The following is a 25,219-nucleotide window of genomic DNA, read 5'->3' as shown; positions in this document are numbered from 1 at the left end:
AGAGAAAAGGGATGGCGCGGCATCCCTCGCCTCTATCGGACCCTAGGATCGGACAGGCGTTTCGACGTCTCGCTTGCGTCGGTTGCCCATGCGAACGCCGATCTCCATGAGGAACTGGAAGAAGCCTTCCTGATCCTCCAGCACGTCGCGCCAGAACGGCGAATGGTAAAGGGCCACGGCCCCGTGCACCAGCGCCCAGGCGGCGCAGTAGTGGAAATAGGGCGGCACGTCCTCGAGCTTGCCTTCGTCGATGCGGCCTTCGATCAGACTGGTCAGCCGCTGGAAGTTGGAGGTGCGGATGCTGTGCAGCTGCTCGACCAGTTCGGGCACCTGCCGCGTCTTGACCACCTTCTCCTCGAGGCGATCGAACAGGCGGTAGCGCTGCGGATCGCTCATGCGGAATTCGAAATAGGCGCGGGAGAGCGCTTCGCGGTCGCGGGCAACGTTGTCCGACTGGAACAGCTCGGCCAGGTCCCGTTCGTAATCCAGCATCAGCCGCAGATAGATCTCGGCCTTGGAATTGAAGTGCTTGTAGATGGTGCCTTTGCCGATACCGACCGCCTCGGCGATCATCTCGACGGTGACGCTGTCTTCTCCTTCGGAGAGAAACAGCTGCAGGGCGGTATCGAGGATTTCCTGTTCGCGGCGACGGAACTCGCGGACTTTGCGGGATTCTTTCTGCATGGCAGCCCACTTGTTGTTTTGAAAAGGGATAGGGCCTTCGAATCGCCAGTCACCCCTCGGCATACCGGCACTTCGTCACACCTTGGGCGAGCTGCACCGAAAGCATCGGTGAACCGCGCGGGCGCGCCCCTTATTATGCCCCATCACACCCAGATTGTACGGATCGAGTCAATGTCTTCCTGGAAGCACGAATTCCCTCAGGCCTACGCCATGAGATACCTCAACCACGCGGCCGTGGCCCCGTGGCCCAAGCGCGCCGCGCAGGCTGTCACCGAATTCGCCGCCGAAAACTGCCAGTACGGTGCGCGCAACTATCCGACCTGGCTGGTCATGGAACAGCGCCTGCGCGAGCGCCTGACCCGCCTACTCAATGCGCCGTCCAGCAGCGACATCGCCCTGGTGAAGAACACCTCCGAGGCTCTCTCCTTCGTCGCCTTCGGCCTCGACTTGCAGAGCGGCGACCAGGTGGTGATCAGCGACGAGGAGTTCCCCTCCAACCGGGTGGTCTGGGAAGCCCTGGCGCGCTTTGGCGTCGAGGTGGTGGAAGTCGGCCTGGGTGAGGCCCCCGAGGCCAATCTGTTGGCCGCCTGCGGTCCGCGCACCCGCCTGATGGCCATCAGCGCCGTGCAGTACGCCAGCGGCCTGCGCCTGGACCTGCCCCAGCTGGGCCAGGGCTGCGACGCCAAGGGCGTGCTGCTGTGCGTCGATGCCATCCAGCAACTGGGCGCCCTGCCCTTCGATGCCCAGGCCTGCAACTGCGCCTTCGCCATGGCCGACGGCCACAAGTGGATGCTCGGCCCGGAAGGCCTGGGGGTGTTCTATTGCCGCGCCGATCTGCGCGAGCAGCTGAAGCTGCACGAATACGGCTGGCACATGCTGGACAACGCCGGCGACTACAGCCAGCGTGAATGGCAACCGGCCAAGACGGCGATGCGCTTCGAGTGCGGCAGCCCGAACATGCTTGGCGCGGTGGCCCTGGAGGCGAGTCTGTCGCTGCTGGAAGATGCCGGCATGGAGCAGGTCGGCAAGGACCTGCTGGCACGGATCGAGCTGCTCGACAGCCATATCCGCGGTCTCCCCGGTGCTGTCCTGCATTCACCGGTCGCTGCCGAGCGCCGCTCGGGCATCCTCACCTTCTCGCTCGAGGGCTGGGACAATCGCCAGCTGTTCGAGCGACTCAAGACCGCCGACGTGGTCTGCGCCCAACGCGGTCCGGGCATCCGCCTGTCGCCGCATTTCTATACCAGCGAGCACGTGCTGGAGCAGACACTGGATCTGATCGGGGCGCTGGCACGCTTCTAAGGTAAGGGCCTGAAAGGCCCGAGATAGCCAGTGTCGGGGCAGCGCTATTCCAAAACTGTTTAAAAAACGTCCAATCCCGACTGGACCTTTCCGCGAGCTGGCCAATACTCAAGTGACTGGCTGCGTCGACCCCCGCGGCGCGGGCCAGGGAGGCGGCTCTCCGTCTGGGCGAACCGCTGGTCCGGCCCGGGTATCCCAGGATACCCGGGCCATTTTTTTGCCTACAGGGTGGCGCGGGGAAACAGCCGGCGAAAGTTGGCGGTGGTCTGCTCGGCGAGGGTTTCCAGGGTCACCCCGCGCACGTCGGCCAGGCACTGGGCGACCTCGACCACGAATTGCGGCAGGTTGGCCTTGCCGCGGTGGGGCACCGGCGCCAGATAGGGCGAATCGGTTTCCACCAGCAGGCGATCGGCCGGTACCTGGCACGCGACGTCGCGCAGATCGGCGGCATTGCGAAAGGTCAGGATGCCGGAAAAGGAGATGTAGAAGCCCAGGTCCAGCGCCGCCTTGGCCGTTGCCCAGTCCTCGGTGAAGCAGTGCAGCACCCCGGCGCCCGGCAGGTCGGCGGCCCCCAGCATGGCCAGGGTATCGGCGCGCGCCTCGCGGGTGTGGATCACCAGCGGCAGCCCCGTGCGCCGAGCCGCCTTGAGGTGCAGGGCGAAGGAGCGCTGCTGGATCTCGGCGGTGTCGGGCTGGTAGTGATAGTCGAGGCCGGTCTCGCCGATGGCGGCGACGCGCGGATGGGCCAGCCGCGCCAGCAGCCAGTCGAGATCGATGGCGCTGCCCTGGGCGGCATCCAGCGGATGGATGCCCACGGCGCAGTGGACGTCGGCATAGCGTTCGGCCAGGGCCTGCACCGTGGGGGCATTGCCGGCATCGACGCCGATGCAGAGGAACTGGCTGACACCCCGGGCGCGCGCGGCATCGAGCGCTGCATCCAGGGAGCCGTCATGAAGGGAAAGATCGAGTCGATCCAGGTGACAGTGGGAGTCGACGAAGTGCACGGGAAATAGCCTTGAATCAGCAGCGACGCCCCGCCCCGAGCGGGACGGCGCAGGCGTCACATGGTATGGGTGGGACGGTCCGACTTCAGCGAGCCGGCCAGATAGGTTTCGATCTTGTTGCGCGCGGTGTTGTCGCCTTCGTTGAACTGCACGCCGACCCCGGCGGCTCTGTTGCCCTGGGCGCCCTTGGGCGTGATCCAGACCACCTTGCCGGCGACCGGGATCTTGTCCGGCTCGTCCATCAGGTTGAGCAACATGAAGACCTCGTCGCCGAGCTTGTAGGTCTTGCCGGTCGGGATGAACAGGCCACCGTTGCGGATGAAGGGCATGTAGGCGGCGTAGAGCACCGACTTGTCCTTGATGGTGAGGGACAGGATGCCATTACGGGGGCCCAGGTTCTGCGGCAAACTCATGAGATTCTCTCGACACAGACAAGACGGACGCGCGGATCGCTAGCGTCCGGGCACCAGACCGGCCCAGCGGATCAGCAGCGATTCCAGCAACAATACGCGGTTGAGGTTGGCTTTGCCCAGCACCTTCTGCCGCTCGGCATGCAGCCATTCCTGCAGGGCCAGCACCTCGTGCGGCGCGCTCTTCTCCGCCAGATAACCCAGCACCTTGGCCATGTCCGGCGCAGCCTCGGCATCGGCGCCACCCCACTGCTGGCGCAGGACACCATGGGTCCATTCGCAGAACCAGTCGAGCAGCAGCGGCAGGGGCACGGCATTCCAGCTCTCGGCCAGCTGACTGGGCGCCGCCTGGCGCTTGAGCAGGCGCTTGACCCCCTCCACCACCAGGGCCCGGCGGGCCAGCACGTCCTCGCCATGCAGACGCAGGGCCGCCAGCGGCGAGCCGCCGGCCAGCACCAGCAACTGGGTACGGACCTCCGCCTCGAGGTCCGGCAGGCGCTCGCCCAGCCAGGCGAGACTTTCGGCCCGCGAGGGCACCGGACAGGCCTGTTGCACGCAGCGACTGCGCACGGTGGGCAGCAGGCGGCTCGGCTGGTGGCTCACCAGCAGCAGCACGGTAGCGCCCGAGGGCTCTTCCAGGCTCTTGAGCAGGGCGTTGGCGGCATTGAGGTTCATCGCCTCGACCGGCTCCAGCAGGATCAGCTTGCGCCCGCCCAGCTGGGCGGTCTGGGAGACGAAGTCCACCAGGCCGCGGATCTGATCGACGCGAATGGGCTTTTCGGCCTCTTCCGGCTGGATCACGCAGTAATCGGGATGGGTCCCCGCCCTGAGCAGGGCGCAGGCCTTGCACTGGCCGCAGGCGGCAGCGCCCTGGGGCGCCTGGCACAGCAGCAGCGCGGCCAGGCGCTCGGCCAGGTCGCGCTTGCCGATGCCGCGCGGGCCATGCAGCAGATAGGCATGGGGATGCTGTCGCCGGGGCCAGATCCGCGCCCAGAGTTCCTCCTGCCAGGGATAGACGTCAGCCACCTGGCGTCGGCTCCAGGGTGGCGACCAGGGCGCGCAGCTCAGCCTGAACCTCGGCCAGACTGCGCGAGGCATCGATCAGGCGATAGCGCGTCGGCACGGCCTGGGCACGGTCCAGGTAGGTCTGGCGCACCGCCTCGAAGAAGGCGCGCTGCTCCCGTTCGAAACGATCCAGGGCGCCGCGTCGAGCTGCCCGCGCCAGGCCGATCTCCACCGGCAAGTCGAAGACCAGGGTCAGGTCGGGTTGCAGGTCGCCCAGCACGAAGGCTTCCAGGGTGGCGATGCGTTCCACGGGCACACCGCGGCCGCCGCCCTGATAGGCATAGGTCGCATCGACGAAACGATCGCAGAGCACCAGGGCACCGCGCGCCAGGGCGGGCCGGACGACCTGAGCCAGGTGCTGGGCGCGGGCGGCGAACATCAGCAGCAATTCGGTATCCACCGCCATGGGCTCGGCGGCCGGCGCCAGCAGGATCTCGCGGATGCGCTCGGCCAGTGGCGTGCCGCCCGGCTCACGGGTCAGCACCACCTCGCGCCCACCGCTGCCGAGGAGTTCGGCGAGATAGTCGCGGTTGGTGCTCTTGCCCGCGCCCTCGGGGCCTTCGAGGGTGATGAACAGGCCGTTTGCCGTCATGGGGTTTCCTTGCTGTCGGGCGTCTGCGGGGCGGGACTGGAGCGGTAGTCGGAGCGCCGCTTGAGCTGGAAGTCGCGGACCGCCTGGTTGTGCGCCTCCAGGTCCTTGGAAAAGACATGGCTGCCGTCGCCACGGGCGACGAAATACAGGCTGTCGCCGTCCTTGGGATGCAGCGCCGCATGGATGGCCTCGCGACCGGGCATGGCGATCGGCGTCGGCGGTAGTCCCGCGTTGAGATAGGTGTTGTAGGGCGAGGGCTCGCGCAGATCGGCGCGGGTGATGCGGCCGTTGTAGCGCTCGCCCATGCCGTAGATCACGGTGGGATCGGTCTGCAGCAGCATGCCGGCCGCCAGGCGGCGGACGAAGACCCCGGCGATCTCGTCGCGCTCCTCGGGCACGCCGGTCTCCTTCTCCACCAGCGAGGCCATGATCAGTGCCTGGTAGGCGTCCTTGTAGGGCACCGCGGGATCGCGTGCCTCCCACTCCTGATCGAGTACGGCCTGCAGGCGCTGGTTGGCCTGGCGCAACAGATCGGATTCGCGCTGGCCCTTCACATAGCGATAGGTGTCGGGAAAGAAACGCCCCTCGGGGTGCTGGCCGTCCAGGCCCAGGCGCTTCATCAGAGCGGCATCGTCCAGCTCGGCGGTGTCATGCTCGAGCTTGGGCTGCCGCGCCAGGGCGGCGCGTACCTGACGGACATTCCAGCCTTCCACCAGGGTGAGGCCGTACTGCACCACTTCGCCCTTGCGCCAGAGGCTGAACAACTGCTCCACCGTCATTCCGGGGGTCAGGCGGTATTCACCGCTGTGCAGCGTCTGCCCGGCCAGATTGAAGCGCCAGTACAGGCGCAGCCAGAAGGCGCCGTCGAGCACGCCCTGCTCTTCCAGGCGCAGCAGGCTGCCGCCCGGGGTCGCGCCCTTGGGGATCTCGATCAGTTGCTCGCCGTCGACCTTCAGCGGCTGAATCAGCGCCTGGTGCTGGCGCCAACCGGCCAGGACCAGTAGCAGGCCGCCAGCGGCCAGCAGCGCCGTAAGCAGAGCTCTCGCCTTGCGCATCGGCTATTCCAGAATCTCGTTTATCGAACCTTGCAGTTTACGGGTCACCGGCCCCACGGACCAGTTCGCGGCTGCGTACCGGCGCACGGGCCAGATACCGTACTGGCTGTTGCAGATGAAAACTTCGTCGGCCGCCAGCAGATCGTCCAGCGTCAGCGGCAGGACCTCGGTCTGGATGCCTTCTCGGGCAGCGACATCGAGCAGCAGACCGCGCAGCACGCCGGCCACGCCACAGCCCTCCAGCGCGGGGGTCAGCAGCCGCCCGGCGCGGACCAGGAACAGATTGCTGAACACGCCCTCGATCGGCCTGCCGTCCTGATCCAGCATCAGGCCTTCGGCATAGCGGGGGTCATTCCACTCCCCCCGCGCCAGGACCTGCTCGAGTCGATTCAGGTGCTTGAGTCCGGCCAGCAACGGCTGACGGGCCAGGCGGGTGGTGCAGGGATAGAGGTCGATGCCCTCGATGGCATGGGCCGCCGGATAGGCCGGGACGGGAGAGCCCAGCAACAGGCGCCGCACCTCGGGCTCGGCTGGCGGGGCATACCCGCGCAGGCCGTCACCACGGGTGAGCAGCAGCTTGGCGACGCCCTCCCCCAGCAGCGCCGCATAGGCGCGGATCTCCGCGTCCAGCTGAGCGACATCGCAGGGAAGGCGCAGTCGCTGGCAACCGGTGGCCAGCCGCTGTAGATGACGGTCCAACAGACGTGGCTGGCCCCGGCGAACCGCGATGGTCTCGAACAGCCCATCGCCATAGGCCAGACCCCGGTCGCGTTGCAGACCGGGATCCAGCGGTTGGCCATTGAGCCAGTCCTGGATCAAGCGTCGAAGCGCCGGAACACCAGACTGCCGTTGGTGCCACCAAAGCCGAACGAGTTGGACAGGGCCACTTCGATGGGCCGCTGCCGCGCCTCGTGGGGCACGAAGTCCAGATCGCAGCCGTCGCTGGGATTGTCCAGATTGATGGTGGGCGGCGCCACCTGATCGCGCAGGGCGAGCACCGTGAAGATGGCCTCCACCGCGCCGGCGGCACCCAGCAGGTGACCGGTCATGGACTTGGTCGAACTCACGCTCAGGCGCTTGGCCTGCTCGCCGAACACCTGCTTCAGGGCCGCCACTTCAGCCAGGTCGCCGGCCGGCGTGGAGGTGCCATGGGCATTGACGTAATCGACCGCTTCCGGCGCGATACCGGCGTCCTTGAGGGTCGCCTTCATGCAGCGCGCGGCACCGGCGCCGTCTTCCGGCGGGGCGGTCATGTGGAAGGCGTCCGCGCTCATGCCGAAACCGATCAGCTCGGCATAGATGCGGGCGCCCCGCGCCTTGGCGTGCTCGTACTCTTCCAGCACCAGGGCGCCGGCGCCATCGGACAGCACGAAGCCGTCACGGTCGCGATCCCAGGGACGGCTGGCACGGGTCGGATCGTCATTGCGGGTCGACAGGGCACGCGCCGCGCCGAAGCCGCCCAGACCCAGACCCGAGGTCGCCATCTCCGAACCGCCGGCGACCATGGCATCGGCCTCACCGTAGGCGATGTTGCGCGCCGCCATGCCGATGCAGTGCGTCGCCGTGGTACAGGCGGTGGCGATGGCATAGTTGGGACCCTGCAGACCCAGATGGATCGACAGGAAGCCGGACACCATATTGATGATGGAGCCCGGTACGAAAAAGGGAGAAATACGGCGTGGACCCTGGGCGAGCAGCGACTGGCAATTCGCCTCGATATTGGTCAGTCCACCGATGCCGGAACCCATGGCGACACCCACGCGCTCGCGATTGCCATCGTTGATCTCGAGACCGCTGTCACGCATGGCCTGGAAGCTGGCAGCGAGACCGTATTGGATGAACAGATCCAGCTTGCGGGCTTCCTTCGCGGACAGGTACTGCTCCACGTCGAATCCCTTGACCGATCCGCCGATCCGCGTGCTGAAGGCAGAGACGTCCATATGCTCGATCGGCGCGATACCGCTGCGACCGGCCAGGATGCCTTCCCAGCTGCTCGCCACATCGGCACCAAGCGGCGATACCATGCCCATACCCGTGATCACGACACGTCTACGCGACACACCCAACTCCTCTTGTCCTTCCGGGGCGGCCACCCCTCTTAAAAAAAGCCGATTCCATCGATCTTGACCTTGGACCTAAAGAAAAGCCGCACGCCCTACAGGACGTGCGGCTTCTTGTGTCCGAAACTGGCGACTACTTATTGCTGGTGAGCAACGATGTAGTCGATAGCTTCCTGGACGGTGGTGATCTTCTCAGCCTGCTCGTCCGGGATTTCGGTCTCGAATTCCTCTTCCAGAGCCATCACCAGTTCGACGGTGTCAAGGGAGTCGGCGCCCAGATCCTCGACGAAGGAAGCGCTGTTGGTAACTTCCTCTTCCTTCACGCCGAGCTGCTCAGCGACGATCTTCTTAACGCGTTCTTCGATGGTGCTCATACCGTGTTCTCACTCCTAAAGGAAAAATCCGCACAACGGATTGCGCGTAAGTGTATAGAAAGGGATTTCCGTATTTCAAGCTGACGCGACATCAAGACGTATGCGCGGCCATTGCTGGTCCGACAGTTTACCAGCTTAGCGCAATAGCCGCGCGGGGGTAACGCCGGTCAGCTCATGTACATTCCGCCGTTGACGGGGATCGTGGCGCCGGTCACATAGGCCGCGCCCTCGCCCGCCAGGAAGCCGACCACCTTGGCGATCTCATCGGCCTGGCCGAGGCGACCGGCCGGGATCTGGGTCAGCAGCGCGGTGCGCTGGGCTTCCGGCAGTTCACGGGTCATGTCGGTGTCGATGAAACCCGGAGCCACGGCGTTGACGGTGATGTTGCGCGAACCCACCTCGCGGGCCAGTGCCCGGGTGAAGCCCTCGAGACCGGCCTTGGCGGCGGCATAGTTGGCCTGGCCGGCGTTGCCCATGGCACCCACCACCGAGCCGATGCTGACGATGCGACCCCAGCGGCCCTTGGTCATGCCCTTGAGCACGGCCTTGGACAGGCGGAACAGGCTGTTGAGGTTGGTATCGATCACGTCGAACCACTCATCGTCCTTCATCCGCAGCATCAGGTTGTCGCGGGTGATGCCGGCGTTGTTGACCAGGATGGACGGGGCGCCGAACTGGGTCTGGACCTGCTCGAGGGCGGCCGCGACGGAGGCGTTGTCGGACACGTTGAGCACCAGGCCGGTGCCTTCGATGCCGTTGGCCTTGAGCGACTCGGCGATGCGCTGGGCGCCCGCCTCGCTGGTCGCGGTGCCGATCACGGTGGCGCCCAGCCGACCCAGTTCCAGGGCGATGGCTTGACCGATACCACGGGTAGCGCCCGTGACCAGGGCGACCTTACCTTGCAGACTCATCTCGTTTTCCTCGATTCAAAAAGCCGCGCGAGCGGCGGCGAAGGCGTCGGGGGTGTCCAGGGCCAGCGTTTCCACGCCCTTGACGCATCTCTTGTTCAGACCGGCCAGCACCTTGCCGGGGCCGCACTCCACCAGGTGGGTGACGCCCTGGGCCGCCAAGTACTGCACGGATTCGACCCAGCGCACCGGGCTGTACAGCTGGGCCAGCAGATCCTGCTGGAGACTGTCCAGGTCGGTGTTGACGCCGGCATTGACGTTCTGCACCACCGGAATCTGCGGCTGGCTCCAAGTGCAGCCACGCACGTCCTCGGCGAAGCGCTCGGCCGCCGGGCGCATCAGTTCGCAGTGGGAGGGCACGCTGACCGGCAGGGCCACGGCGCGCTTGGCGCCCAAGGCCTTGCAGGCCTCGATGGCGCGCTCCACCGCCGCGGCGGCACCGGCGATCACTACCTGACCGGGAGCATTGAAGTTGACTGCGCTGACGACCTCGCCCTGAGCGGCTTCGGCACAGGCGGCCAGCACCTGGGCGTCTTCCAGACCGAGGATGGCGGCCATGCCGCCCTGCCCGGCCGGCACCGCCTGCTGCATCAGCTCACCCCGGCGCGCCACCAGGCGTACCGCCTCGGCGAACGGCAGGCTGCCCGCGGCGACCAGTGCCGAGTATTCGCCCAGGCTGTGCCCGGCGACATAGGCCGGCTTGGCGCCGCCCTCGGCCAGCCACAGACGCCACAGCGCGATGGAGGCGGTCAGGATGGCGGGCTGGGTACGGTCGGTCTGGTTGAGCGACTCCTGCGGGCCCTGCTGGGTCAGCGCCCAGAGGTCGTAGCCGAGGACGGCGGAGGCCTCGGCGAAGGTTTCGCCGATCAGTGCGTGGTGCGTGGCCAGCTCACCCAGCATGCCCAGGGCCTGGGAGCCCTGACCGGGAAAGACGAAAGCGAGAGAGGCAGACATAGGCAGGTCTCTTGTAGGTCCATTGCTGGCGAAACCGCGGTTCCGCCACTGACAGACTGAGATGTCGGTGTCGACCGGTCGGTCACACCGCTTTCAGAGCCGCCAAGTTTAACCGGATCCGCCCGGGGAGATCAGTCTCCACGTCGCGCAGGGCGCGCTCGATGGCCTGAACGAGACCGACTTCGCCTGCCGCGCCATGGCTTTTCACCACCACCGCATTCAGGCCGAGAAAGCTCGCGCCGTTGCGCAGCTCCGGATCCCAGTGGCGGAAACGCCGGGCCAGCCAGCGCTGCAGCAACTGACGCTCGAGCCAGGAGGCCGTGCCGCTGCGCTCGACCAGCAGGCGCAGCAGCGCCTCGCCGGACTTGAGCACCGCATTGCCGGTGAAGCCATCGCAGACCACCACGTCCGCGACGGCGGCATAGAGATCGCTGCCCTCGACGAAGCCGATGAAGTCGAAGGCCTGACTCTGGGCGAGGCGCCGTGCCGCCTCCTGGATCACCGGCGTGCCCTTGCCCGGTTCGCGCCCGACATTGAGTAGCGCGACCCTTGGCCGCACCAGGCCACGCGCCTGGGCCGCACCCGCCCCCAGATAGGCGAATTGCACCAGCTGTTCGGCAGAGCTGTCGAGATTGGCGCCGAGATCGAGCAGCAGCGTCTGGTGCTCTCCCCGTCCAGGCAACGCCGACATCATCGCGGGGCGATCGATGTCCGGCAGCGTCCCCAGCAGCTGTCGCGCGAGCGCCATCCAGGCCCCGGTATTGCCGGCGCTCAGGCAGCCCTGGGCACGCCCCTGCCGGACCGCGTCGAGCGCAGCATGCATGGACGTCCGGGTACGACTCCGCACCACGGCAGCGGGGCGTTCATCGGGCCCGACAAGGGCATCGACGTAGTCGAACTGCAGGCGATTGGCGAGGGAGGCAGGCGGTGACCAGGCCGACAGGGCGTCGCGCTGACCACAGAGGAGAAGATGTAGGGCGGGGAAACGCTCGAGAGCGTCTAATGAAGCAGGAACAATGCAGCGGGGACCGAAGTCCCCGCCCATTGCATCGATCGCGATGACGATTTCGATCGAGGATTACTCGTCGGAACCCTTGTCGATCACTTTGCGACCGCGGTAGAAACCGTCGGGCGACACGTGGTGGCGCAGGTGAACTTCACCGGTGCTCTTTTCCACGGACAGAGCGTTCGCTTCGAGGGCGTCGTGCGAACGACGCATGTCGCGAGCGGAACGGGATTTTTTGTTCTGCTGAACAGCCATGATTTAACTCCTAAACGTTTGGGTCACGCTTCAACTGCGCAAGTACACTGAACGGGTTGGGTCGCTTTTCCTCGTCCGCCGGCTCTTCGGGCGCCTCGAAACCTTCCGGATGCTGGCAATCCCCTTCCGGATGCACAGGGATGATCGGCAGAGCGAGCAACAGCTCTTCTTCGATCAGGCTATGCAGATCCAGCGGATCTTCGCCAACCTCCAGGGCATCGTAACCCTGTGGCAAGGCATCGGCCGACTGCCCCTCCCAGAGCACGGCGAAATCGAATTCGCTGTGGATGGGAAGCACTGCCGGCTCCAGACAACGCTGGCAGATCATCTCGACCGCGGTATCGAGGACACCGTGGATGACGAACTGCCGCTGTTGATCACGCCCGAAGTCGAGGACGACGGCTACCGCGCCTTCGGACTTCACGAGCTGCTCGCCGACACGCCGCATGTTCGCGAGAGGCAGCTCACCCTTTAGGGTTACGCCGCGATCCGCCAATTTGCGAGGATCGACCTGAGGTGGAATTGGCCCATTCAACATAAGCGCGCCATTATAGGGACGGCCTTACGGCTGTCAAAGGAAATTAACCCCGAAGCGACTCCGACCGACCTCTGGTCGATCTCGCCCGAGAACAAACTGATGCCTCTCATTCTACTCGCTTCCAGCTCGCCTTACCGCCGCCAATTGCTGGAAAGACTCCAGCTGCCCTTCGCTCATCAATCGCCGGACATCGACGAAACGCCGTGGCCCGGCGAGAGCCCGAGGGCGCTGGTGGAGCGCCTGGCCCGGGCCAAGGCCGCTGCCCTGGCCGACCAGCCGGAGCCGACCCTGATCATCGGCTCGGACCAGGCGACCGCCATCGACGGCGAGATTCTCGGCAAGCCCCTGACCCATGAGCGAGCCCGGCAGCAACTGGCCCGGGCCAGCGGTCGCACCCTGGTGTTCCATACCGGACTGGCCGTGCTGGACAGCCGCACCGGGGAGTGCCGCAGCGAGGTGGTGGATTTCCAGGTGCGCTTTCGCCCGCTCGAGGCTGCGACCATCGACCGCTACCTGCTGGCGGAACAGCCCTACGATTGCGCCGGCAGCTTCAAGGCCGAGGGCCTGGGCATCGCCTTGTTCGAGGCCATGCAGGGGGACGACCCGACCAGCCTGATCGGCCTCCCCCTCATCCGCCTCGCCGCACTGCTGCGGGAGGCTGGCCTGCAGGTCCCTTGAGACCTGCAGGCTGTCGCCCTAGCGCAACGCCGGACCCTGCCAGCCCATGTAGAGCGCCAGGCGCTCGGCGACACTGGCGCCCAGGCGCTTAGCGAAACGGTCGAAGGGCGAGTCTTCCTGGGTGTAGTCGACCAGGCGCTCTTCCTTGACCACATCGCGCGCCACATAGCTGGCGCTGCCGAGGCCATCGATCAGCCCCAGGGACAGCGCCTGCTCGCCGGACCAGACCAGCCCGGAGAACAGCTCCGGATGACCCTCGACCTTGAGCCGGTCGCCACGCCCCTTCTTGACGCTGTCGATGAACTGCTGATGGGTGGTATCCAGCACCTGCTGCCAGAATCGGGTCTCTTCCGGCTTTTGCGGCTGGAAGGGATCGAGGAAGGCCTTGTGTTCGCCCGAGGTGTAGACCCGGCGCTCCACACCCAGCTTTTCCATGGTGCCGACGAAACCGAAGGAAGCCGCCGTCACGCCGATGGAGCCGACCAGACTGGCCTTGTCGGCATAGATGGCGTCGGCCGCGCTGGCCACATAGTAGGCGCCGGAGGCCCCCAGGTCGGTGATCACCGCATACAGCTTGATATCCGGATGCAGACCGCGCAGGCGCTTGATCTCGTCATAGATGTAGCCGGATTGCACCGGACTGCCGCCCGGACTGTTGATGCGCAGCACCACGCCACGGGTGTTGCTGTCGTCGAAGGCCTTGCGCAGGGCCGTGACCACATTGTCGGCACTGGCCTTCTCGTCGTCGGCGATCACGCCCTTGAGTTCGATGAGCGCGGTATGGGCGCCGGACTCGGTCACCCCACCCTTCTTGCCCAGCGACAGCAGGGGCGTGAACAGCACCAGCATGACGATCAGGTAGGCGAAGGTCAGCAGCTTGAAAAAGATGCCCCAGCGCCGCGCCCGCCGCTGCTCGCGCACGCTGGCGAGCATGGTCTTCTCGATCAGGGCCCAGGTCTTGTCGTCCGCCGGACGCGTACGTCCGCTGTCTTCCTTCCACTCGTCAGCCATGCCCAACCTCACTCCTGACCACAACGTTGTCACCCAGCCATAGCGCCAGGTCCGCGAAAGCTTCGATCACCAGGCGCGGCCCGAAATCCCTCAGCACCTCGGCCGGCTGGGCACCATAGGCCACCCCGACCGCAGCGACCCCGGCGCGACGGGCCATTTCCAGGTCGAACACCGCATCCCCGATCAGCAGGGCGCGCTCCGGCGCCACGCGGCAATGGGCGAGAATCTCCTCGACCATTTGCGGATCGGGCTTGCCGGCGGCCTCGTCGGCGCAACGGGTGATGTCGAAGAACTCGCTCAGGCCATGCTGCTGCAGCGAACGGGCCAGGCCGCGCCGGCTCTTACCCGTCGCCACGGCCAGCTGGTAACCCAGGGCGCGAAAGCGCTGCAGCCCGCTCAGCACCTCGGGAAACAGAGGCGACGCCTGCTGTTCGCGACGGACGAATTCGGCGCTGTAGGCATCGCGAAAGCCCTCGATCTGCGCCGGAGTGACCAGATGCGGATAGAGCGTCTGGATGGCCGCGACCAGCTCCAGGCCGATGATGCCCTTGACGGCCACGTCGCTGCGCGGTGGCAAGCCCAGCTGCTCGGCCGCCACGTGCATCACCTCGACAATCCGGCCGATGGAATCCGCCAGGGTGCCGTCCCAGTCGAAGATCAGCAGCTGGTATTCAGGCATCCAGACGCTCCAGCGTCTGACTCCAGGTGCTGTCGACCGGCGCTTCCAGTCGCAACTCGCCGCCTTCGGGCAGCGGAATCACCAGACTCGCCGAGTGCAGGAACAGCCGCTTGCCGCCCAGCTCGCGAATCTCCTGGGAGAAGTCTTCGTCGCCGTATTTGGGATCGCCGGCGATGGCGTGCCCGGCGTGGCGGGCATGGACGCGGATCTGGTGGGTACGCCCGGTCACCGGCCGCGCCTCGACCAGGGTGGCGAATTCGCCATAGCGCCGCAGCACGCGGAATTCGGTGAGCGCCTCCTTGCCTTCGTCATTGACCTCGACCATGCGCTCACCGGATCTGAGGGTATTCTTAAGCAGGGGCGCGCTGATCTTCTTCTTGGCCGCCGGCCAATGGCCGCGCACCAGGGCGTGATAGCGCTTATCGACGCCGTCGCCGCGCAGGGCCTCGTGCAGGAAGCGCAGCATGCTGCGCTTCTTGGCGATCATCAGCAGCCCGGAGGTATCCCGGTCGAGACGATGGACCAGCTCGATGTCGCGGGCGTCGGGACGCAGTTGACGAAAGACCTCGATGACCCCACCGGACAGGCCACTACCGCCGTGCACGGCGATACCGGCCGGCTTGTTGATGACGATGAGGGCCTTGTCCTCGTGGACGATGGAATCCTCCAGGCGCTCGAGCAGGCCCCTGGCCAGGGGTGCAGGCTCGTCGGGCTCGGACAGACGCAGGGGCGGTACGCGGATCTGGTCGCCGGCCTGCAGGCGGTAGTCGGGCTTGATGCGGCCCTTGTTCACCCGCACTTCGCCTTTGCGCAGGATGCGATAGATGAGGGTCTTGGGCGCACCCTTGAGGTGGGTACGCAGGAAGTTGTCGATGCGCTGGCCGGCATAGTCGGCAGGCACGTCGAGCAATTGAACGCCGGTGCTGGGAGAAGGAGGCTTAGTCATCGGCAGATGATAGCAATTTTCCCTTATTTGAAGCACTTAAAGCTTGCTGCTATAGTCCGGAGGCGGTTATCAGTCCTGTCTGGATGGCACCGCTCGCGAGGCCGTAGATTCCGCCCGCGAATATAGGCTGCAAATGCAATAGTCACTGGACGTCTGGCCGTCCAGCAGAACGCCGACTCTGCCCAAGGGGGTGAGTGGCGATCTGCGATCCGCCTGGTAACCAAGGCAGCGGCACCCAGGGTGCCAGCTGTAAAACGACAACCGCTCCGGACCTTGCGGGCGGCACCTGATTCCTGAAGATTGTGTGCAGGATGGAGATGCACAACCAGCGTATCGCGTAGCCTGACAGTACGCCTGCAGCCCGCTTCGCGCCCAGCTTCGGCCAAGGTGACGATCGCAGGTGGAAGCCTCAAGGCCAACGGCCGATGCTCCAACCGAGCGACACCTGACACGAATCCCGCGACGACCCGGCTGCCCGAGCCTTTCGGCTGTCACGCCCGCACCATGCCTGGTTGATTCCTCCTCCTGTGGAGCTGCAACGGCAGTCGCTCAAGCGCCTGCAGGAGACGTAGTCGCGGCACGCCCCAGGGCCTGCTGCTGGACACGAAGGCCGGCTTTGCCCGGCTTCGATACGACCCCGTGCACCCTTCTCTTGAATCCTGTTGCCACCCTGCGGGCCGAGAGCCCGGAACGTAGTGGTATTACATGAAGAGAATGCTCATCAACGCGACCCAGCCCGAGGAATTGCGGGTTGCCCTGGTCGACGGTCAACGGCTGTTCGACCTGGACATCGAGTCCGGAGCCCGCGAACAGAAAAAGGCCAACATCTACAAAGGCCGCATCACCCGCATCGAACCCAGTCTGGAAGCCGCCTTCGTCGACTTCGGCGCCGATCGCCACGGCTTCCTCCCGCTGAAGGAAATCTCCCGGGAATACTTCAAGAAGAACCCGGAAGGCCGCGTCAACATCAAGGAAGTGCTCTCCGAAGGCCAGGAAGTAGTCGTCCAGGTCGAAAAGGAAGAGCGCGGCAACAAGGGCGCCGCCCTGACCACCTTCATCAGCCTCGCCGGTCGCTACCTGGTGCTGATGCCCAACAATCCCCGTGCCGGCGGCATCTCCCGTCGCATCGAGGGTGAAGAGCGCAACGAACTGCGCGAAGCCCTGAACGGCCTGAACGCCCCGGGCGACATGGGCCTGATCGTACGCACCGCCGGCCTGGGCCGCAGCACCGAAGAACTGCAGTGGGACCTCGATTACCTGCTGCAACTCTGGTCCGCCATCACCGAAGCCTCGGGTGAGCGCAAGGGCCCCTTCCTGATCTATCAGGAAAGCAACGTCATCATCCGCGCCATCCGCGACTACCTGCGTCAGGACATCGGTGAAGTCCTGGTCGACAGCGTCGAAGCCCAGGAAGAAGCCCTGAGCTTCATCCGTCAGGTGATGCCGCAGTACGCCAGCAAGATCAAGCTCTATCAGGACAGTGTCCCGCTGTTCAATCGCTTCCAGATCGAAAGCCAGATCGAGACCGCCTTCCAGCGTGAAGTGAAGCTGCCGTCCGGCGGCTCCATCGTCATCGATCCCACCGAGGCCCTGGTGTCCATCGACATCAACTCGGCGCGCGCCACCAAGGGTGGCGACATCGAAGAAACCGCCCTGCAGACCAACCTGGAAGCGGCCGAGGAAATCGCCCGTCAGCTGCGTCTGCGCGACATAGGCGGCCTGATCGTCATCGACTTCATCGACATGACCCCGGTCAAGAACCAGCGCGCCGTGGAAGATCGCGTCCGCGAAGCCCTGGAAGCCGACCGCGCCCGCGTGCAGATCGGTCGCATCTCCCGCTTCGGTCTGCTGGAAATGTCCCGCCAGCGCCTGCGCCCTTCCCTGCGCGAAACCAGCGGCATCGTCTGCCCCCGTTGCAACGGCCAGGGCATCATCCGCGACGTGGAATCCCTGTCGCTGGCCATCCTGCGCCTGATCGAGGAAGAAGCCCTCAAGGATCGCACCGCCGAGGTGCGCGCCCACGTACCCATCCAGGTGGCGTCCTTCCTGCTCAACGAGAAGCGCAACAGCATCACCAAGATCGAGCTGCGCACCCGCGTGCGCATCATCATCCTGCCGGACGATCACATCGAGACCCCGCACTTCGAAGTGCAGCGTCTGCGTGACGACAATCCCGAGCTGCTGAACAGCCAGTCCAGCTACGAGATGGCCAACACCGAAGCCGAAGAGGTGCAGCCGGTCAGCTCCACCCGTACCCTGGTGCGCCAGGAAGCGGCCGTGAAGGTGGCGCCTGAGCGCGCACCGGCCCCCACCCCGGTCGCCGCCGAAGTGGTCGCTCCTGCTGCCCCTGCCGCCAAAACCACCGCCGAGCCGAACCTGTTCAAGGGTCTGGTGAAGTCCCTGGTCAGCCTGTTCGCCGGCAAGACCGAAGAGCAGCCCATGGTCGAGAAGACCGCTGCCACTCCGGAAGCGCCCAAGAGCAGCGACGAGCAGCGTCGCCAGGACGAGCGCCGCAACGGTCGTCAGCAGAATCGCCGCCGTGAAGGCCGCCGTGACGACGAGCGCAAGCCGCGTGAAGAACGCCAGCCGCGCGCCGATCGCGGCGAGCGCAGCGAGCGCCCGGCCCGCGAAGAGCGCAAGCCGCGTGAAGAGCGCCAGCCGCGCGAAGAGCGTCAGGTTCGTGAAGACCGCCCGGCTCGCGAGGAGCGTCAACCCCGCGAAGAGCGCGCCAATCGCGAAGAGCGCCAACCGCGCGAAGAACGCCAGCCCCGCGAGGAGCGTCAACCGCGCGAGGAGCGTCAGCCCCGCGAGGAGCGTGCCACTCGCGAAGAGCGCCAGCCGCGTGAAGAGCGTCAGCCCCGCGAAGAGCGTCAACCTCGTGAGGAGCGTCAACCCCGCGAAGAGCGCGTGAGCGCTGAAGAGCGTCCGGCTCGCGAAGAGCGTCAGCCGCGTGAAGAGCGCAAGCCGCGTGAAGAGCGTCAGCCGCGCGAAGAACGCAAGGCCCGCGAAGAGCGCCAGGAAGCGGCCAGCGCCGAAGAGCTGAACGAAGAAGAGGTGCTGGAAGGCAACGAAGAGCTGGAAGAAGGCGAAGAGCGTCCGCGTCGCCGTTCCCGCGGCCAGCGTCGTCGCAGCAACCGTCGCGAGCGTCAGCGTGATGCCAACGGCAACTTCATCGAAGACGAAGAGCAAGGTACTGCAGCCACCGACACCCCTGTCGCACCGGCCGCGGTCGCCCTGGGTACCGCCGTCGTGGTCAGCGAAAGCGTGACCGCCATTGCCACCCAGGAAGAGGTTCGTGACGTTCGCCAGCAGGAGTCGGCAGCCATCGCCGAAACCCCGGCCGCCACCGAAGCCACCCAGGAGGCTGCAATGGAGCAGCCCGCAGCGGACGCCCCTGCCCAGCCGGAGATCCTCACCCCCCAGGTGAGCCAGCTGCAGGACGAGCGTGCGCCGCACCAGGAAGTCGAGATCACCACGCCGGTGGTCGAGCAGACCGCTCCGGTAACGGCCACCGCGCCCATTCCCGCGGCACCGGTCGAGACCGAAGCTGCGGAATCGGCTGCCGGTCGCGCCTCCAACGATCCGCGTGAGCGCCGTCGTCGCGAGCGCCTGGCACGTGAAGCCGAAGCGGCACGCGCCAAGCAGGCCGAGCAGGACGCTCAGACCCCTGGCCTGGGTGCCATTGCAGAAACCGAGGAAACCTTCGCCACCGCGGCGGTAGGTACCGTCGAGCCGCAACAGACGCCCGAAGCCCAGCCAGCCCCGATCGCTGAAGAGCTGCCTGCAGCCGAAGCCGAATCGGCGCCGATCGTGGTGGAAGAGCCCGTGGAAATCGTGCCCAGCCCTGCGCAGGAAGAAGCGGCTACCGTCGCCCTGACTGGCGAAGCCGACACCCCTGCAGAGGCCCCCAAGGCCGATGCGGTGAAAGAGGATGAAGCCACCCAGGCCGAACTCGATCGCAAGCTCAAGGAGTCGCGGGAAAACCATCCCGGCTGATCTCCGCCAGCCATGAAAAGGGGCGCCTAGGCGCCCCTTTTTTATGCCTCGAATTCGAGTGGGCATGGCGCACCGAGGGTGACGAGCCGGTCCCGATAGATCGATACAGGCTAGCCCTCTACGCACTGAAGCCCTGCCCGCGATAAAGGCCTGCCTGGTTGGGCTTCGGCGGTGGAGCTGCCGCAACCCAATCTACGGGCCCAGGGAATCGACGTAGGTTGGCGCCGAGCGTAGCGAAGCCCAACACGGGGAGATGGGCTGATTGTTGGGCTTCGCCGGTGGAGTTGCCTCAACCCAACCTACGGTGCCCGAGGGAATCGACGTAGGTTGGCGCTGAGCGTGGCGAAGCCCAATAAAGGGTGAGATGGGCTGATTGCTGGGCTTCGGCGGTGGAGCTGCCTCAACCCAACCTACGGTACCCATGGGAATCGACGCAGGTTGGCGCCGAGCGTAGCGAAGCCCAACGCTCGGCGGATACCTGACTGCCGACCTTTGGCGGCGAACCCACACCATTGGCCCTGCACCCCCCTTCGCCGAAAAATCCCAGGCATAAAAAAACCCAGCCGCTTGGCTGGGTTTTTCGAGCGTATCCCGAAGGATTAACGCTTGGAGTACTGCGGACGCTTACGCGCTTTGCGCAGACCGACTTTCTTACGCTCGACTTCACGGGCGTCACGAGTGACGTAACCGGCTTTGCGCAGGGAGCTGCGGTAGCCTTCGTCGTACTCGATCAGCGCACGGGTGATGCCGTGACGGATAGCACCGGCCTGACCGCTCACACCACCGCCAGCGACGGTAACGTAGACGTCGAACTTCTCCAGGGTCTCGGTCAGCTCGAGGGGCTGACGCACGACCATGCGCGCGGTCTCGCGACCGAAGAAGGTGTCCAGAGCGCGATCGTTGATGGAGATCTTGCCAGTGCCCGGACGGAGGAAGACACGAGCGGTGGCAGTCTTACGACGGCCGGTACCGTAATTTTGAGTTGCCGACATGTTGTACTATCCCGATTAAAACTTGAGTTCTTGGGGCTGCTGAGCGGTGTGCGGATGGTTCGCACCCTTGTACACCTTGAGCTTGCGATACATGTCGCGGCCCAGCGGGTTCTTCGGCAGCATACCCTTGACGGCGGTCTCGATGACGCGCTCGGGAGCACGGGCGATCAGCTTTTCGAAGTTGATCGACTTGATGCCACCCGGGAAACCGGAGTGATGGTAGTACATCTTGTCGGTAGTCTTGGCACCGGTCACACGAACCTGCTCGGCGTTGATGACGACGATGTAGTCGCCGGTGTCAACGTGAGGGGTGTATTCGGGCTTGTGCTTGCCACGCAGGCGAGTGGCGATTTCAGTAGCCAGACGACCCAGAGTCTGGCCAGCAGCGTCGACGACGTACCAGTCGCGCTTAACGGTTTCCGGTTTTGCGGTGAAAGTTTTCATTCTCTATGGCCTCAGAGGCCGCCCTGGTAAAAAGACGGCAAATTCTACACAACAGTGCAACCCCAGACAAGTCAGGGGCAGCCGGAAACAGACGCTCTTCGGGGGCTCGGGTCGGCGTCCGCTACGGCGATCTCGGCAGGCTTAGGCATCCCCCGCCAAGAAAGCTGCGGCATGATACCCGTTCACGCCAGAAAAGCAACCGCAAGCTAGAAAGAAAATAGCGCCTGGGTCGCCGCCGAACCCTGGCGACGGGAGGCCAGGTGATCGGCCAGCCGCGTCGGTTCCGGCAGACGGTGACGCCTTACGCAGGCCATGACCAGCGCCGGCGCGCTGGCCAGGCTGACCCGGTGCCCGGGCGAGACGATCAGCGGCTTGACCCGGTCCTTGCTGCGCAGCACCGTGCCGATCACCCCGCCCTCGCGATCCCGCAAGTCGACCTGGCTGCCGCGCGTCTCGGCGAGTTCGCCGTGGTGACCGGTGAGAATCTTCTTGGCCACGCCGATCGTCGGCAGACCGGTGACCACCCCAAGATGGGCGGCGATACCCAGCCGGCGCGGATGGGCGATGCCATGGCCATCGCAGAACACCAGCTCAGGCGTCTCCGGCAACTCCGCCAGGGCCTGGAGCAGCGCCGGCAATTCGCGAAAGGACAGCAGGCCCGGCACATAGGGCATCACGGTGGGGATGCGGGCGACGGCATGGGCCAGTGGCTGCAGGGTCTCGGCATCCAGCAGGACGGCGACCGCGCGGGTGATCTCGCCACCCTCCTCGAAGCCCACGTCGACCCCGGCGTAACGCCGCGGCGCGCCGAAGTCATCGTGCAAGAGGACCTGCGTGGCCATTTGCTTCTGCAGGATGCGCGCCTGGGCGGGCGAGCCGTCCCACTCGGCGAAGGGATCGGAATTCACACGTACCTCCCGAAAACCTGGGTCAAAGGATTGATCCTTCAACCCGGGCAGGGTTCACGGCTTGTGCGGACGGGCCAGGTATTCGTGGGATTGCATTTCCAGCAGGCGGCTGAGGGTGCGCTGGAATTCGAATTCCAGGCGGCCACCGGAATAGAGGTCCTTGAGCTCCACTTCGGCCGACAGGATCAGCTTGACCTGGCGATCGTAGAATTCGTCGACCAGGTTGATGAAGCGCCGCGCCATGTCGTCCTTGAGCGCGTCCATCTGCTCGACGTTGCTGACCAGCACCGTCTGGAAGATCTTGCCCAGCTCGATGTAGTCGTTCTGGCTGCGCGGACCGTCGCAGAGGGCGCGGAAATCGAACCAGGCGACGTCTTCGCAGGTGCGGCGAGCGCGGATCTCGCGATTCTCGATCATCAGCGGCACGTCTTCGCAGAGGTCGTTGCACTCGACGGTGAGCGAACGGAAGCTCTTGGCCATCGCCGCCTCGACTTCGTCGCTCAGCGGATAGTGAAACAGCTGCGCCTGCTCCAGAGCGCGCAGGCGATAGTCCACGCCGCTGTCGACGTTGACGATCTCGGTGTGTTCCTTGAGCAGCGCGATGGCCGGCAGGAAGCGCGCGCGCTGCAGACCGTCCTTGTAGAGGCCGTCAGGCACGATGTTCGAGGTGGCGACCAGACTGACGCCGTTCTTGAACAGCTCTTCCAGCAGGGTCGCCAGGATCATGGCGTCGGTGATGTCGGAGACGAAGAATTCGTCGAAGCAGATCACCCGCGCCTCGTCGGCGAAACGTCGGGCGATGATGGTCAGCGGATTCTTCTCGCCCTTGAGGGTGCGCAGCTCTTCGTGGACCCGCTTCATGAAGCGGTGGAAGTGGGTGCGCATCTTCTGCTTGAACGGCAGGGCGTCATAGAAGGTATCGACCAGATAGGTCTTGCCGCGCCCTACCCCACCCCAGAAATACAGCCCATTGACCGGCGTGACCGTCTTGCGCCCGAGCAGCTTGCCGAACAGGCCACCCTTGGACGCGGGCTCGGCGAGCAATTCGTCATAGAGGCGTTGCAGATGGCGGACGGCCTCTTCCTGGGCAGCATCGTAGAAAAACTCCGGGCGCTTGAGGTCGGCCTGGTAACGCTCGAGGGGGGTCATGGCGGCTTCTGGTCGGGTGGGAAAAAAGGGTGGTCACTGTAATGGCGGTCCCTGGCGTTGACAACGCCGGGGACCGCGGGTGCCCTTTAGGCCTCGGCCAATTGCGCGAGAGCGGTGCGCGTCCGCTCGATCAGCGCATCGCGCGCGGCGGGGGAATCGCTGGCGACGCCCTCGGCCACCACCTGATCTGCCAGCAGCAGCTGGAAGCCGTTGCCCTCTCCCGCCACGACACTGGCCGGCGTGGTGACCAGCTGCTTGCTGGTGATGCCGGCGGTCTTGGCCTCGGCGAAGGGGATCGACAGGGCCAGTTCGGTGCCGTCGGCGTCGAGCAGGCGGAAGCGGAAGCTGCCGTCGCTCTCGCGGAAGCTGACGAAGCGGGCGGTCTTGCTGGCCTTCTTCTTGGCGCCGCCGGTGGCGACCTGGGTCTTGAGCGAGCGCAGGCCCACGGCTTCGCGCAGCTCGCCGAGGAAGGGCGTGGCATAGCGGCGGGCCTTGGCGGCACCGGCCAGCAGGATGTCTTCCAGATCATCGGGACGGGCGATCAGCGCCGCATAGCGCTCGCGTGCTTCGCCCAGCTCGGCGTCGAGCAGCTCGAACAGCTGGCCCTTGGCTTCGCCCCAGGCCAGGCCGTCCAGCAGGGCCGCGCGGAAGGCCGCGCTCTGCTCGGGGGTGGCGAAGGCCTGGTAGAGGGTGAAGAGGTGGGCGCTGTCGGGGTCCTTGGGCTCGCCGGGCAGGCGCGAGTCGGTGACGATGCGGGCGATGGCGTCCTTGAGCTGCTTGGCGCTGCCGAACAGCGGGATGGTGTTGTCGTAGCTCTTCGACATCTTGCGGCCGTCGAGGCCGGGCAAAGTGGAGACGCTTTCCTCGATGACCGCCTCGGGCAGGGCGAAGTAGTCGCGCCCGTTGCCGAACAGGTGGTTGAAGCGCTGACCGATGTCGCGGGCCATCTCAACGTGCTGGATCTGGTCGCGCCCGACCGGCACACGCAGGGCGTTGAACATCAGGATGTCCGCGGCCATCAGCACCGGATAGCTGTAGAGCCCCATGGTGACCCCGGCATCGGGATCCTCGCCCTGCTCCAGGTTGCGGTCGACCGCGGCCTTGTAGGCATGGGCGCGATTGAGCAGGCCCTTGCCGGCGACGCAGGTGAGCAGCCAGGTCAGTTCGGGGATCTCGGGGATGTCGGACTGGCGATAGAAGGTCACCCGCTCCGGATCCAGGCCGCTGGCCAGCCAGGTGGCGGCAATCTCCAGGCGCGAACGCTGGATGCGCGCCGGGTCGTCGCACTTGATCAGGGCATGGTAGTCGGCGAGGAAATAGAAGGAGTCGGCATCGTCGGCCAGGCTGGCGCGGATGGCGGGACGGATGGCCCCGGCATAGTTGCCCAGGTGCGGGGTACCGGTGGTGGTGATGCCAGTGAGGATGCGAGTGGTCATGGAGGCGCTGGAAATCCGAGAGACTAACGAGGGTCAGGCCTGCAGGCGGGGCAGGACCAGATCTTTGAGTTCGACGAGTTTGCCATGGAAGAAATGGCTGCAGTCGGCGACGCGGAGCAATTCGTGCGGCTGTTCGAGCGCCGCGGACCAGGCATAGACCCGCTCGGGGGTCACCACCTCGTCGGCCTCGGGCTGGATCACGGTGAGGTGCGCCCGCTGGGGCAGGCGGCCGTCGACCGCGAAACGCTCCACCGGCGGCGCCAGCATGAACAGCCGTTCCACCGCCACGCCCTCGCCTTCCAGGCGCCCGCCGAGGCAGGCGGCGACGCAGGAGCCGAAGGAGAAGCCGCAGAGGGTCAGGGGCAGGTCGGGATGGCGTTCACGCAACCAGGCCACGGCGGCCGCGGCATCGTCGATCTCGCCTTCGCCACCGGCATGCACGCCGGTGCTGGCACCAACGCCGCGAAAATTGAATCTGAGGGTGGCCTGGCCGGCATCCCGGGCGATGCGCTGCAGGGTGGCGACCACCTTGTTCTGCATGGCGCCGCCATGGAGCGGATGGGGATGACAGAGCAATACCGCGCCGGTGGGGGCATCCGGGCTCTGGTACAGCGCCTCCAGAGTGCCCGCGGGGCCCTCCAGCAGCAGGGATTGTTCACGGGCTGACACGCTTGACTCCGTGATCCCGGACGAACAGTGCTCATCCAAGGAGTTGATTTTGATAGGGTCGATCCTGCGCGATGCCTGAGTGCGGGGTATGATGACGCCCAGCG

At 65.7% G+C, this 25,219-nt stretch carries 26 protein-coding genes; 3 read left to right on the top strand and 23 right to left on the bottom strand.

Annotation, left to right across the window (positions count from 1 at the left end; translation table 11 throughout):
- Positions 1 to 42: 42 nt before the first annotated feature.
- Positions 43 to 684 (bottom strand): TetR/AcrR family transcriptional regulator, encoded by a 642-nt coding sequence (locus POR01S_RS20150; protein WP_007160588.1) that lies wholly within the window; start codon positions 682 to 684, stop codon positions 43 to 45.
- A 171-nt stretch (positions 685 to 855) separates the two neighbouring features.
- On the opposite strand from POR01S_RS20150, the gene POR01S_RS20145 reads away from it, so the two are divergent.
- Entirely contained in the window at positions 856 to 1,986 is a 1,131-nt protein-coding gene (locus tag POR01S_RS20145; protein ID WP_042137968.1) for an aminotransferase class V-fold PLP-dependent enzyme, read from the top strand.
- A 221-nt stretch (positions 1,987 to 2,207) separates the two neighbouring features.
- On the opposite strand, the gene POR01S_RS20140 is transcribed toward POR01S_RS20145, so the two are convergent.
- From POR01S_RS20140 to POR01S_RS23530, 13 genes are all read right to left on the bottom strand, one after another.
- Complete coding sequence (locus POR01S_RS20140) at positions 2,208 to 2,990, bottom strand: TatD family hydrolase (RefSeq protein WP_042137966.1); 783 nt, start codon at positions 2,988 to 2,990, stop codon at positions 2,208 to 2,210.
- A 56-nt stretch (positions 2,991 to 3,046) separates the two neighbouring features.
- Complete coding sequence (locus POR01S_RS20135) at positions 3,047 to 3,403, bottom strand: PilZ domain-containing protein (RefSeq protein WP_017641886.1); 357 nt, start codon at positions 3,401 to 3,403, stop codon at positions 3,047 to 3,049.
- Between the two features lie 39 nt (positions 3,404 to 3,442).
- Positions 3,443 to 4,426 (bottom strand): DNA polymerase III subunit delta', encoded by a 984-nt coding sequence (locus tag POR01S_RS20130; protein WP_027601562.1) that lies wholly within the window; start codon positions 4,424 to 4,426, stop codon positions 3,443 to 3,445.
- Entirely contained in the window at positions 4,419 to 5,057 is a 639-nt protein-coding gene (gene tmk / locus POR01S_RS20125) for a dTMP kinase (RefSeq protein ID WP_042137964.1), read from the bottom strand. Before tmk ends, POR01S_RS20130 begins: the two co-directional genes overlap by 8 nt.
- On the bottom strand, positions 5,054 to 6,112 hold the full coding sequence (gene mltG, locus POR01S_RS20120; RefSeq protein ID WP_042137962.1) for an endolytic transglycosylase MltG: 1,059 nt from the start codon (positions 6,110 to 6,112) through the stop codon (positions 5,054 to 5,056). The genes tmk and mltG overlap by 4 nt, the downstream gene beginning before the upstream one ends.
- A 3-nt stretch (positions 6,113 to 6,115) precedes the next feature.
- Complete coding sequence (pabC, locus tag POR01S_RS20115; protein WP_169853389.1) at positions 6,116 to 6,928, bottom strand: aminodeoxychorismate lyase; 813 nt, start codon at positions 6,926 to 6,928, stop codon at positions 6,116 to 6,118.
- Positions 6,928 to 8,172, bottom strand: coding sequence for a beta-ketoacyl-ACP synthase II (gene fabF / locus POR01S_RS20110; RefSeq protein ID WP_007160596.1), 1,245 nt, complete (start codon positions 8,170 to 8,172; stop codon positions 6,928 to 6,930). The genes pabC and fabF overlap by 1 nt, the downstream gene beginning before the upstream one ends.
- 137 nt (positions 8,173 to 8,309) lie before the next feature.
- Complete coding sequence (gene acpP / locus POR01S_RS20105) at positions 8,310 to 8,546, bottom strand: acyl carrier protein (protein WP_007160597.1); 237 nt, start codon at positions 8,544 to 8,546, stop codon at positions 8,310 to 8,312.
- A 167-nt stretch (positions 8,547 to 8,713) separates the two neighbouring features.
- Entirely contained in the window at positions 8,714 to 9,457 is a 744-nt protein-coding gene (fabG, locus tag POR01S_RS20100; RefSeq protein ID WP_007160598.1) for a 3-oxoacyl-ACP reductase FabG, read from the bottom strand.
- Positions 9,458 to 9,472: 15 nt separating this feature from the next.
- Positions 9,473 to 10,408 (bottom strand): ACP S-malonyltransferase, encoded by a 936-nt coding sequence (gene fabD / locus POR01S_RS20095; RefSeq protein WP_007160599.1) that lies wholly within the window; start codon positions 10,406 to 10,408, stop codon positions 9,473 to 9,475.
- 82 nt (positions 10,409 to 10,490) lie between these two features.
- Positions 10,491 to 11,480, bottom strand: coding sequence for a phosphate acyltransferase PlsX (plsX, locus tag POR01S_RS20090; RefSeq protein ID WP_420893627.1), 990 nt, complete (start codon positions 11,478 to 11,480; stop codon positions 10,491 to 10,493).
- 6 nt (positions 11,481 to 11,486) lie between these two features.
- Complete coding sequence (rpmF, locus tag POR01S_RS20085; RefSeq protein ID WP_007160601.1) at positions 11,487 to 11,669, bottom strand: 50S ribosomal protein L32; 183 nt, start codon at positions 11,667 to 11,669, stop codon at positions 11,487 to 11,489.
- A gap of 10 nt (positions 11,670 to 11,679) precedes the next feature.
- Positions 11,680 to 12,207 carry a YceD family protein gene (locus POR01S_RS23530; protein WP_027599034.1) on the bottom strand — a complete coding sequence of 176 codons (528 nt, stop codon included), beginning with the start codon at positions 12,205 to 12,207 and terminating at the stop codon, positions 11,680 to 11,682.
- A 99-nt stretch (positions 12,208 to 12,306) separates the two neighbouring features.
- Here POR01S_RS23530 and POR01S_RS20075 point away from each other — a divergent pair, with 99 nt between their 5' ends.
- Positions 12,307 to 12,885 (top strand): Maf family protein, encoded by a 579-nt coding sequence (locus POR01S_RS20075; RefSeq protein WP_027601557.1) that lies wholly within the window; start codon positions 12,307 to 12,309, stop codon positions 12,883 to 12,885.
- 18 nt (positions 12,886 to 12,903) lie between these two features.
- On the opposite strand, the gene sppA is transcribed toward POR01S_RS20075, so the two are convergent.
- The 3 genes from sppA to rluC are packed head-to-tail and all read right to left on the bottom strand — an operon-like array spanning position 12,904 to position 15,521.
- Positions 12,904 to 13,896, bottom strand: a complete 993-nt coding sequence (sppA, locus tag POR01S_RS20070; protein ID WP_007160604.1) for a signal peptide peptidase SppA — start codon at positions 13,894 to 13,896, stop codon at positions 12,904 to 12,906.
- Positions 13,889 to 14,575, bottom strand: coding sequence for an HAD-IIIA family hydrolase (locus tag POR01S_RS20065; protein ID WP_042137950.1), 687 nt, complete (start codon positions 14,573 to 14,575; stop codon positions 13,889 to 13,891). Before POR01S_RS20065 ends, sppA begins: the two co-directional genes overlap by 8 nt.
- Positions 14,568 to 15,521, bottom strand: coding sequence for a 23S rRNA pseudouridine(955/2504/2580) synthase RluC (gene rluC / locus POR01S_RS20060; protein ID WP_007160606.1), 954 nt, complete (start codon positions 15,519 to 15,521; stop codon positions 14,568 to 14,570). Before rluC ends, POR01S_RS20065 begins: the two co-directional genes overlap by 8 nt.
- A gap of 705 nt (positions 15,522 to 16,226) precedes the next feature.
- Here rluC and rne point away from each other — a divergent pair.
- A complete protein-coding gene (gene rne, locus POR01S_RS20050) occupies positions 16,227 to 19,517 on the top strand; it encodes a ribonuclease E (protein WP_081875244.1) in 3,291 nt (1,096 codons plus the stop codon).
- A gap of 599 nt (positions 19,518 to 20,116) precedes the next feature.
- Here rne and rpsI read toward each other — a convergent pair.
- The 6 genes from rpsI to POR01S_RS20020 all read right to left on the bottom strand — a co-directional run bounded on the left by rpsI (position 20,117) and on the right by POR01S_RS20020 (position 25,115).
- On the bottom strand, positions 20,117 to 20,509 hold the full coding sequence (rpsI, locus tag POR01S_RS20045; protein WP_007160608.1) for a 30S ribosomal protein S9: 393 nt from the start codon (positions 20,507 to 20,509) through the stop codon (positions 20,117 to 20,119).
- Between the two features lie 15 nt (positions 20,510 to 20,524).
- Positions 20,525 to 20,953 (bottom strand): 50S ribosomal protein L13, encoded by a 429-nt coding sequence (rplM, locus tag POR01S_RS20040; protein WP_007160609.1) that lies wholly within the window; start codon positions 20,951 to 20,953, stop codon positions 20,525 to 20,527.
- 206 nt (positions 20,954 to 21,159) lie between these two features.
- A complete protein-coding gene (gene nfi, locus POR01S_RS20035; protein ID WP_042137945.1) occupies positions 21,160 to 21,861 on the bottom strand; it encodes a deoxyribonuclease V in 702 nt (233 codons plus the stop codon).
- A 54-nt stretch (positions 21,862 to 21,915) separates the two neighbouring features.
- Positions 21,916 to 23,010 (bottom strand): cell division protein ZapE, encoded by a 1,095-nt coding sequence (gene zapE, locus POR01S_RS20030; RefSeq protein ID WP_042137942.1) that lies wholly within the window; start codon positions 23,008 to 23,010, stop codon positions 21,916 to 21,918.
- 86 nt (positions 23,011 to 23,096) lie between these two features.
- The gene (locus POR01S_RS20025) at positions 23,097 to 24,446 is read right to left on the bottom strand and encodes a tryptophan--tRNA ligase (protein ID WP_007160612.1); all 1,350 of its coding nucleotides are present in this window, start codon (positions 24,444 to 24,446) and stop codon (positions 23,097 to 23,099) included.
- 33 nt (positions 24,447 to 24,479) lie between these two features.
- Positions 24,480 to 25,115, bottom strand: coding sequence for an alpha/beta hydrolase (locus tag POR01S_RS20020; RefSeq protein ID WP_042137939.1), 636 nt, complete (start codon positions 25,113 to 25,115; stop codon positions 24,480 to 24,482).
- Positions 25,116 to 25,219: the final 104 nt, after the last annotated feature.

This window comes from Pseudomonas oryzihabitans NBRC 102199 (genome assembly GCF_000730625.1).
Lineage (GTDB): Bacteria > Pseudomonadota > Gammaproteobacteria > Pseudomonadales > Pseudomonadaceae > Chryseomonas > Chryseomonas oryzihabitans.
This window is presented reverse-complemented; position numbering and strand designations above follow the sequence as displayed.

Coding starts and splice junctions, on each gene's coding strand:
- rpmF (WP_007160601.1), bottom strand. CDS start 11,669: ATGGCTGTTCAGCAGAACAAAAAATCCCGTTCCGCTCGCGACATGCGT.
- POR01S_RS20075 (WP_027601557.1), top strand. CDS start 12,307: ATGCCTCTCATTCTACTCGCTTCCAGCTCGCCTTACCGCCGCCAATTG.
- acpP (WP_007160597.1), bottom strand. CDS start 8,546: ATGAGCACCATCGAAGAACGCGTTAAGAAGATCGTCGCTGAGCAGCTC.
- mltG (WP_042137962.1), bottom strand. CDS start 6,112: ATGCGCAAGGCGAGAGCTCTGCTTACGGCGCTGCTGGCCGCTGGCGGC.
- POR01S_RS20150 (WP_007160588.1), bottom strand. CDS start 684: ATGCAGAAAGAATCCCGCAAAGTCCGCGAGTTCCGTCGCCGCGAACAG.
- fabD (WP_007160599.1), bottom strand. CDS start 10,408: ATGTCTGCCTCTCTCGCTTTCGTCTTTCCCGGTCAGGGCTCCCAGGCC.
- rplM (WP_007160609.1), bottom strand. CDS start 20,953: ATGAAAACTTTCACCGCAAAACCGGAAACCGTTAAGCGCGACTGGTAC.
- rluC (WP_007160606.1), bottom strand. CDS start 15,521: ATGACTAAGCCTCCTTCTCCCAGCACCGGCGTTCAATTGCTCGACGTG.
- POR01S_RS20025 (WP_007160612.1), bottom strand. CDS start 24,446: ATGACCACTCGCATCCTCACTGGCATCACCACCACCGGTACCCCGCAC.
- POR01S_RS20135 (WP_017641886.1), bottom strand. CDS start 3,403: ATGAGTTTGCCGCAGAACCTGGGCCCCCGTAATGGCATCCTGTCCCTC.
- tmk (WP_042137964.1), bottom strand. CDS start 5,057: ATGACGGCAAACGGCCTGTTCATCACCCTCGAAGGCCCCGAGGGCGCG.
- fabG (WP_007160598.1), bottom strand. CDS start 9,457: ATGAGTCTGCAAGGTAAGGTCGCCCTGGTCACGGGCGCTACCCGTGGT.
- POR01S_RS20065 (WP_042137950.1), bottom strand. CDS start 14,575: ATGCCTGAATACCAGCTGCTGATCTTCGACTGGGACGGCACCCTGGCG.
- zapE (WP_042137942.1), bottom strand. CDS start 23,010: ATGACCCCCCTCGAGCGTTACCAGGCCGACCTCAAGCGCCCGGAGTTT.
- POR01S_RS23530 (WP_027599034.1), bottom strand. CDS start 12,207: ATGTTGAATGGGCCAATTCCACCTCAGGTCGATCCTCGCAAATTGGCG.
- sppA (WP_007160604.1), bottom strand. CDS start 13,896: ATGGCTGACGAGTGGAAGGAAGACAGCGGACGTACGCGTCCGGCGGAC.
- POR01S_RS20145 (WP_042137968.1), top strand. CDS start 856: ATGTCTTCCTGGAAGCACGAATTCCCTCAGGCCTACGCCATGAGATAC.
- rne (WP_081875244.1), top strand. CDS start 16,227: ATGAAGAGAATGCTCATCAACGCGACCCAGCCCGAGGAATTGCGGGTT.
- rpsI (WP_007160608.1), bottom strand. CDS start 20,509: ATGTCGGCAACTCAAAATTACGGTACCGGCCGTCGTAAGACTGCCACC.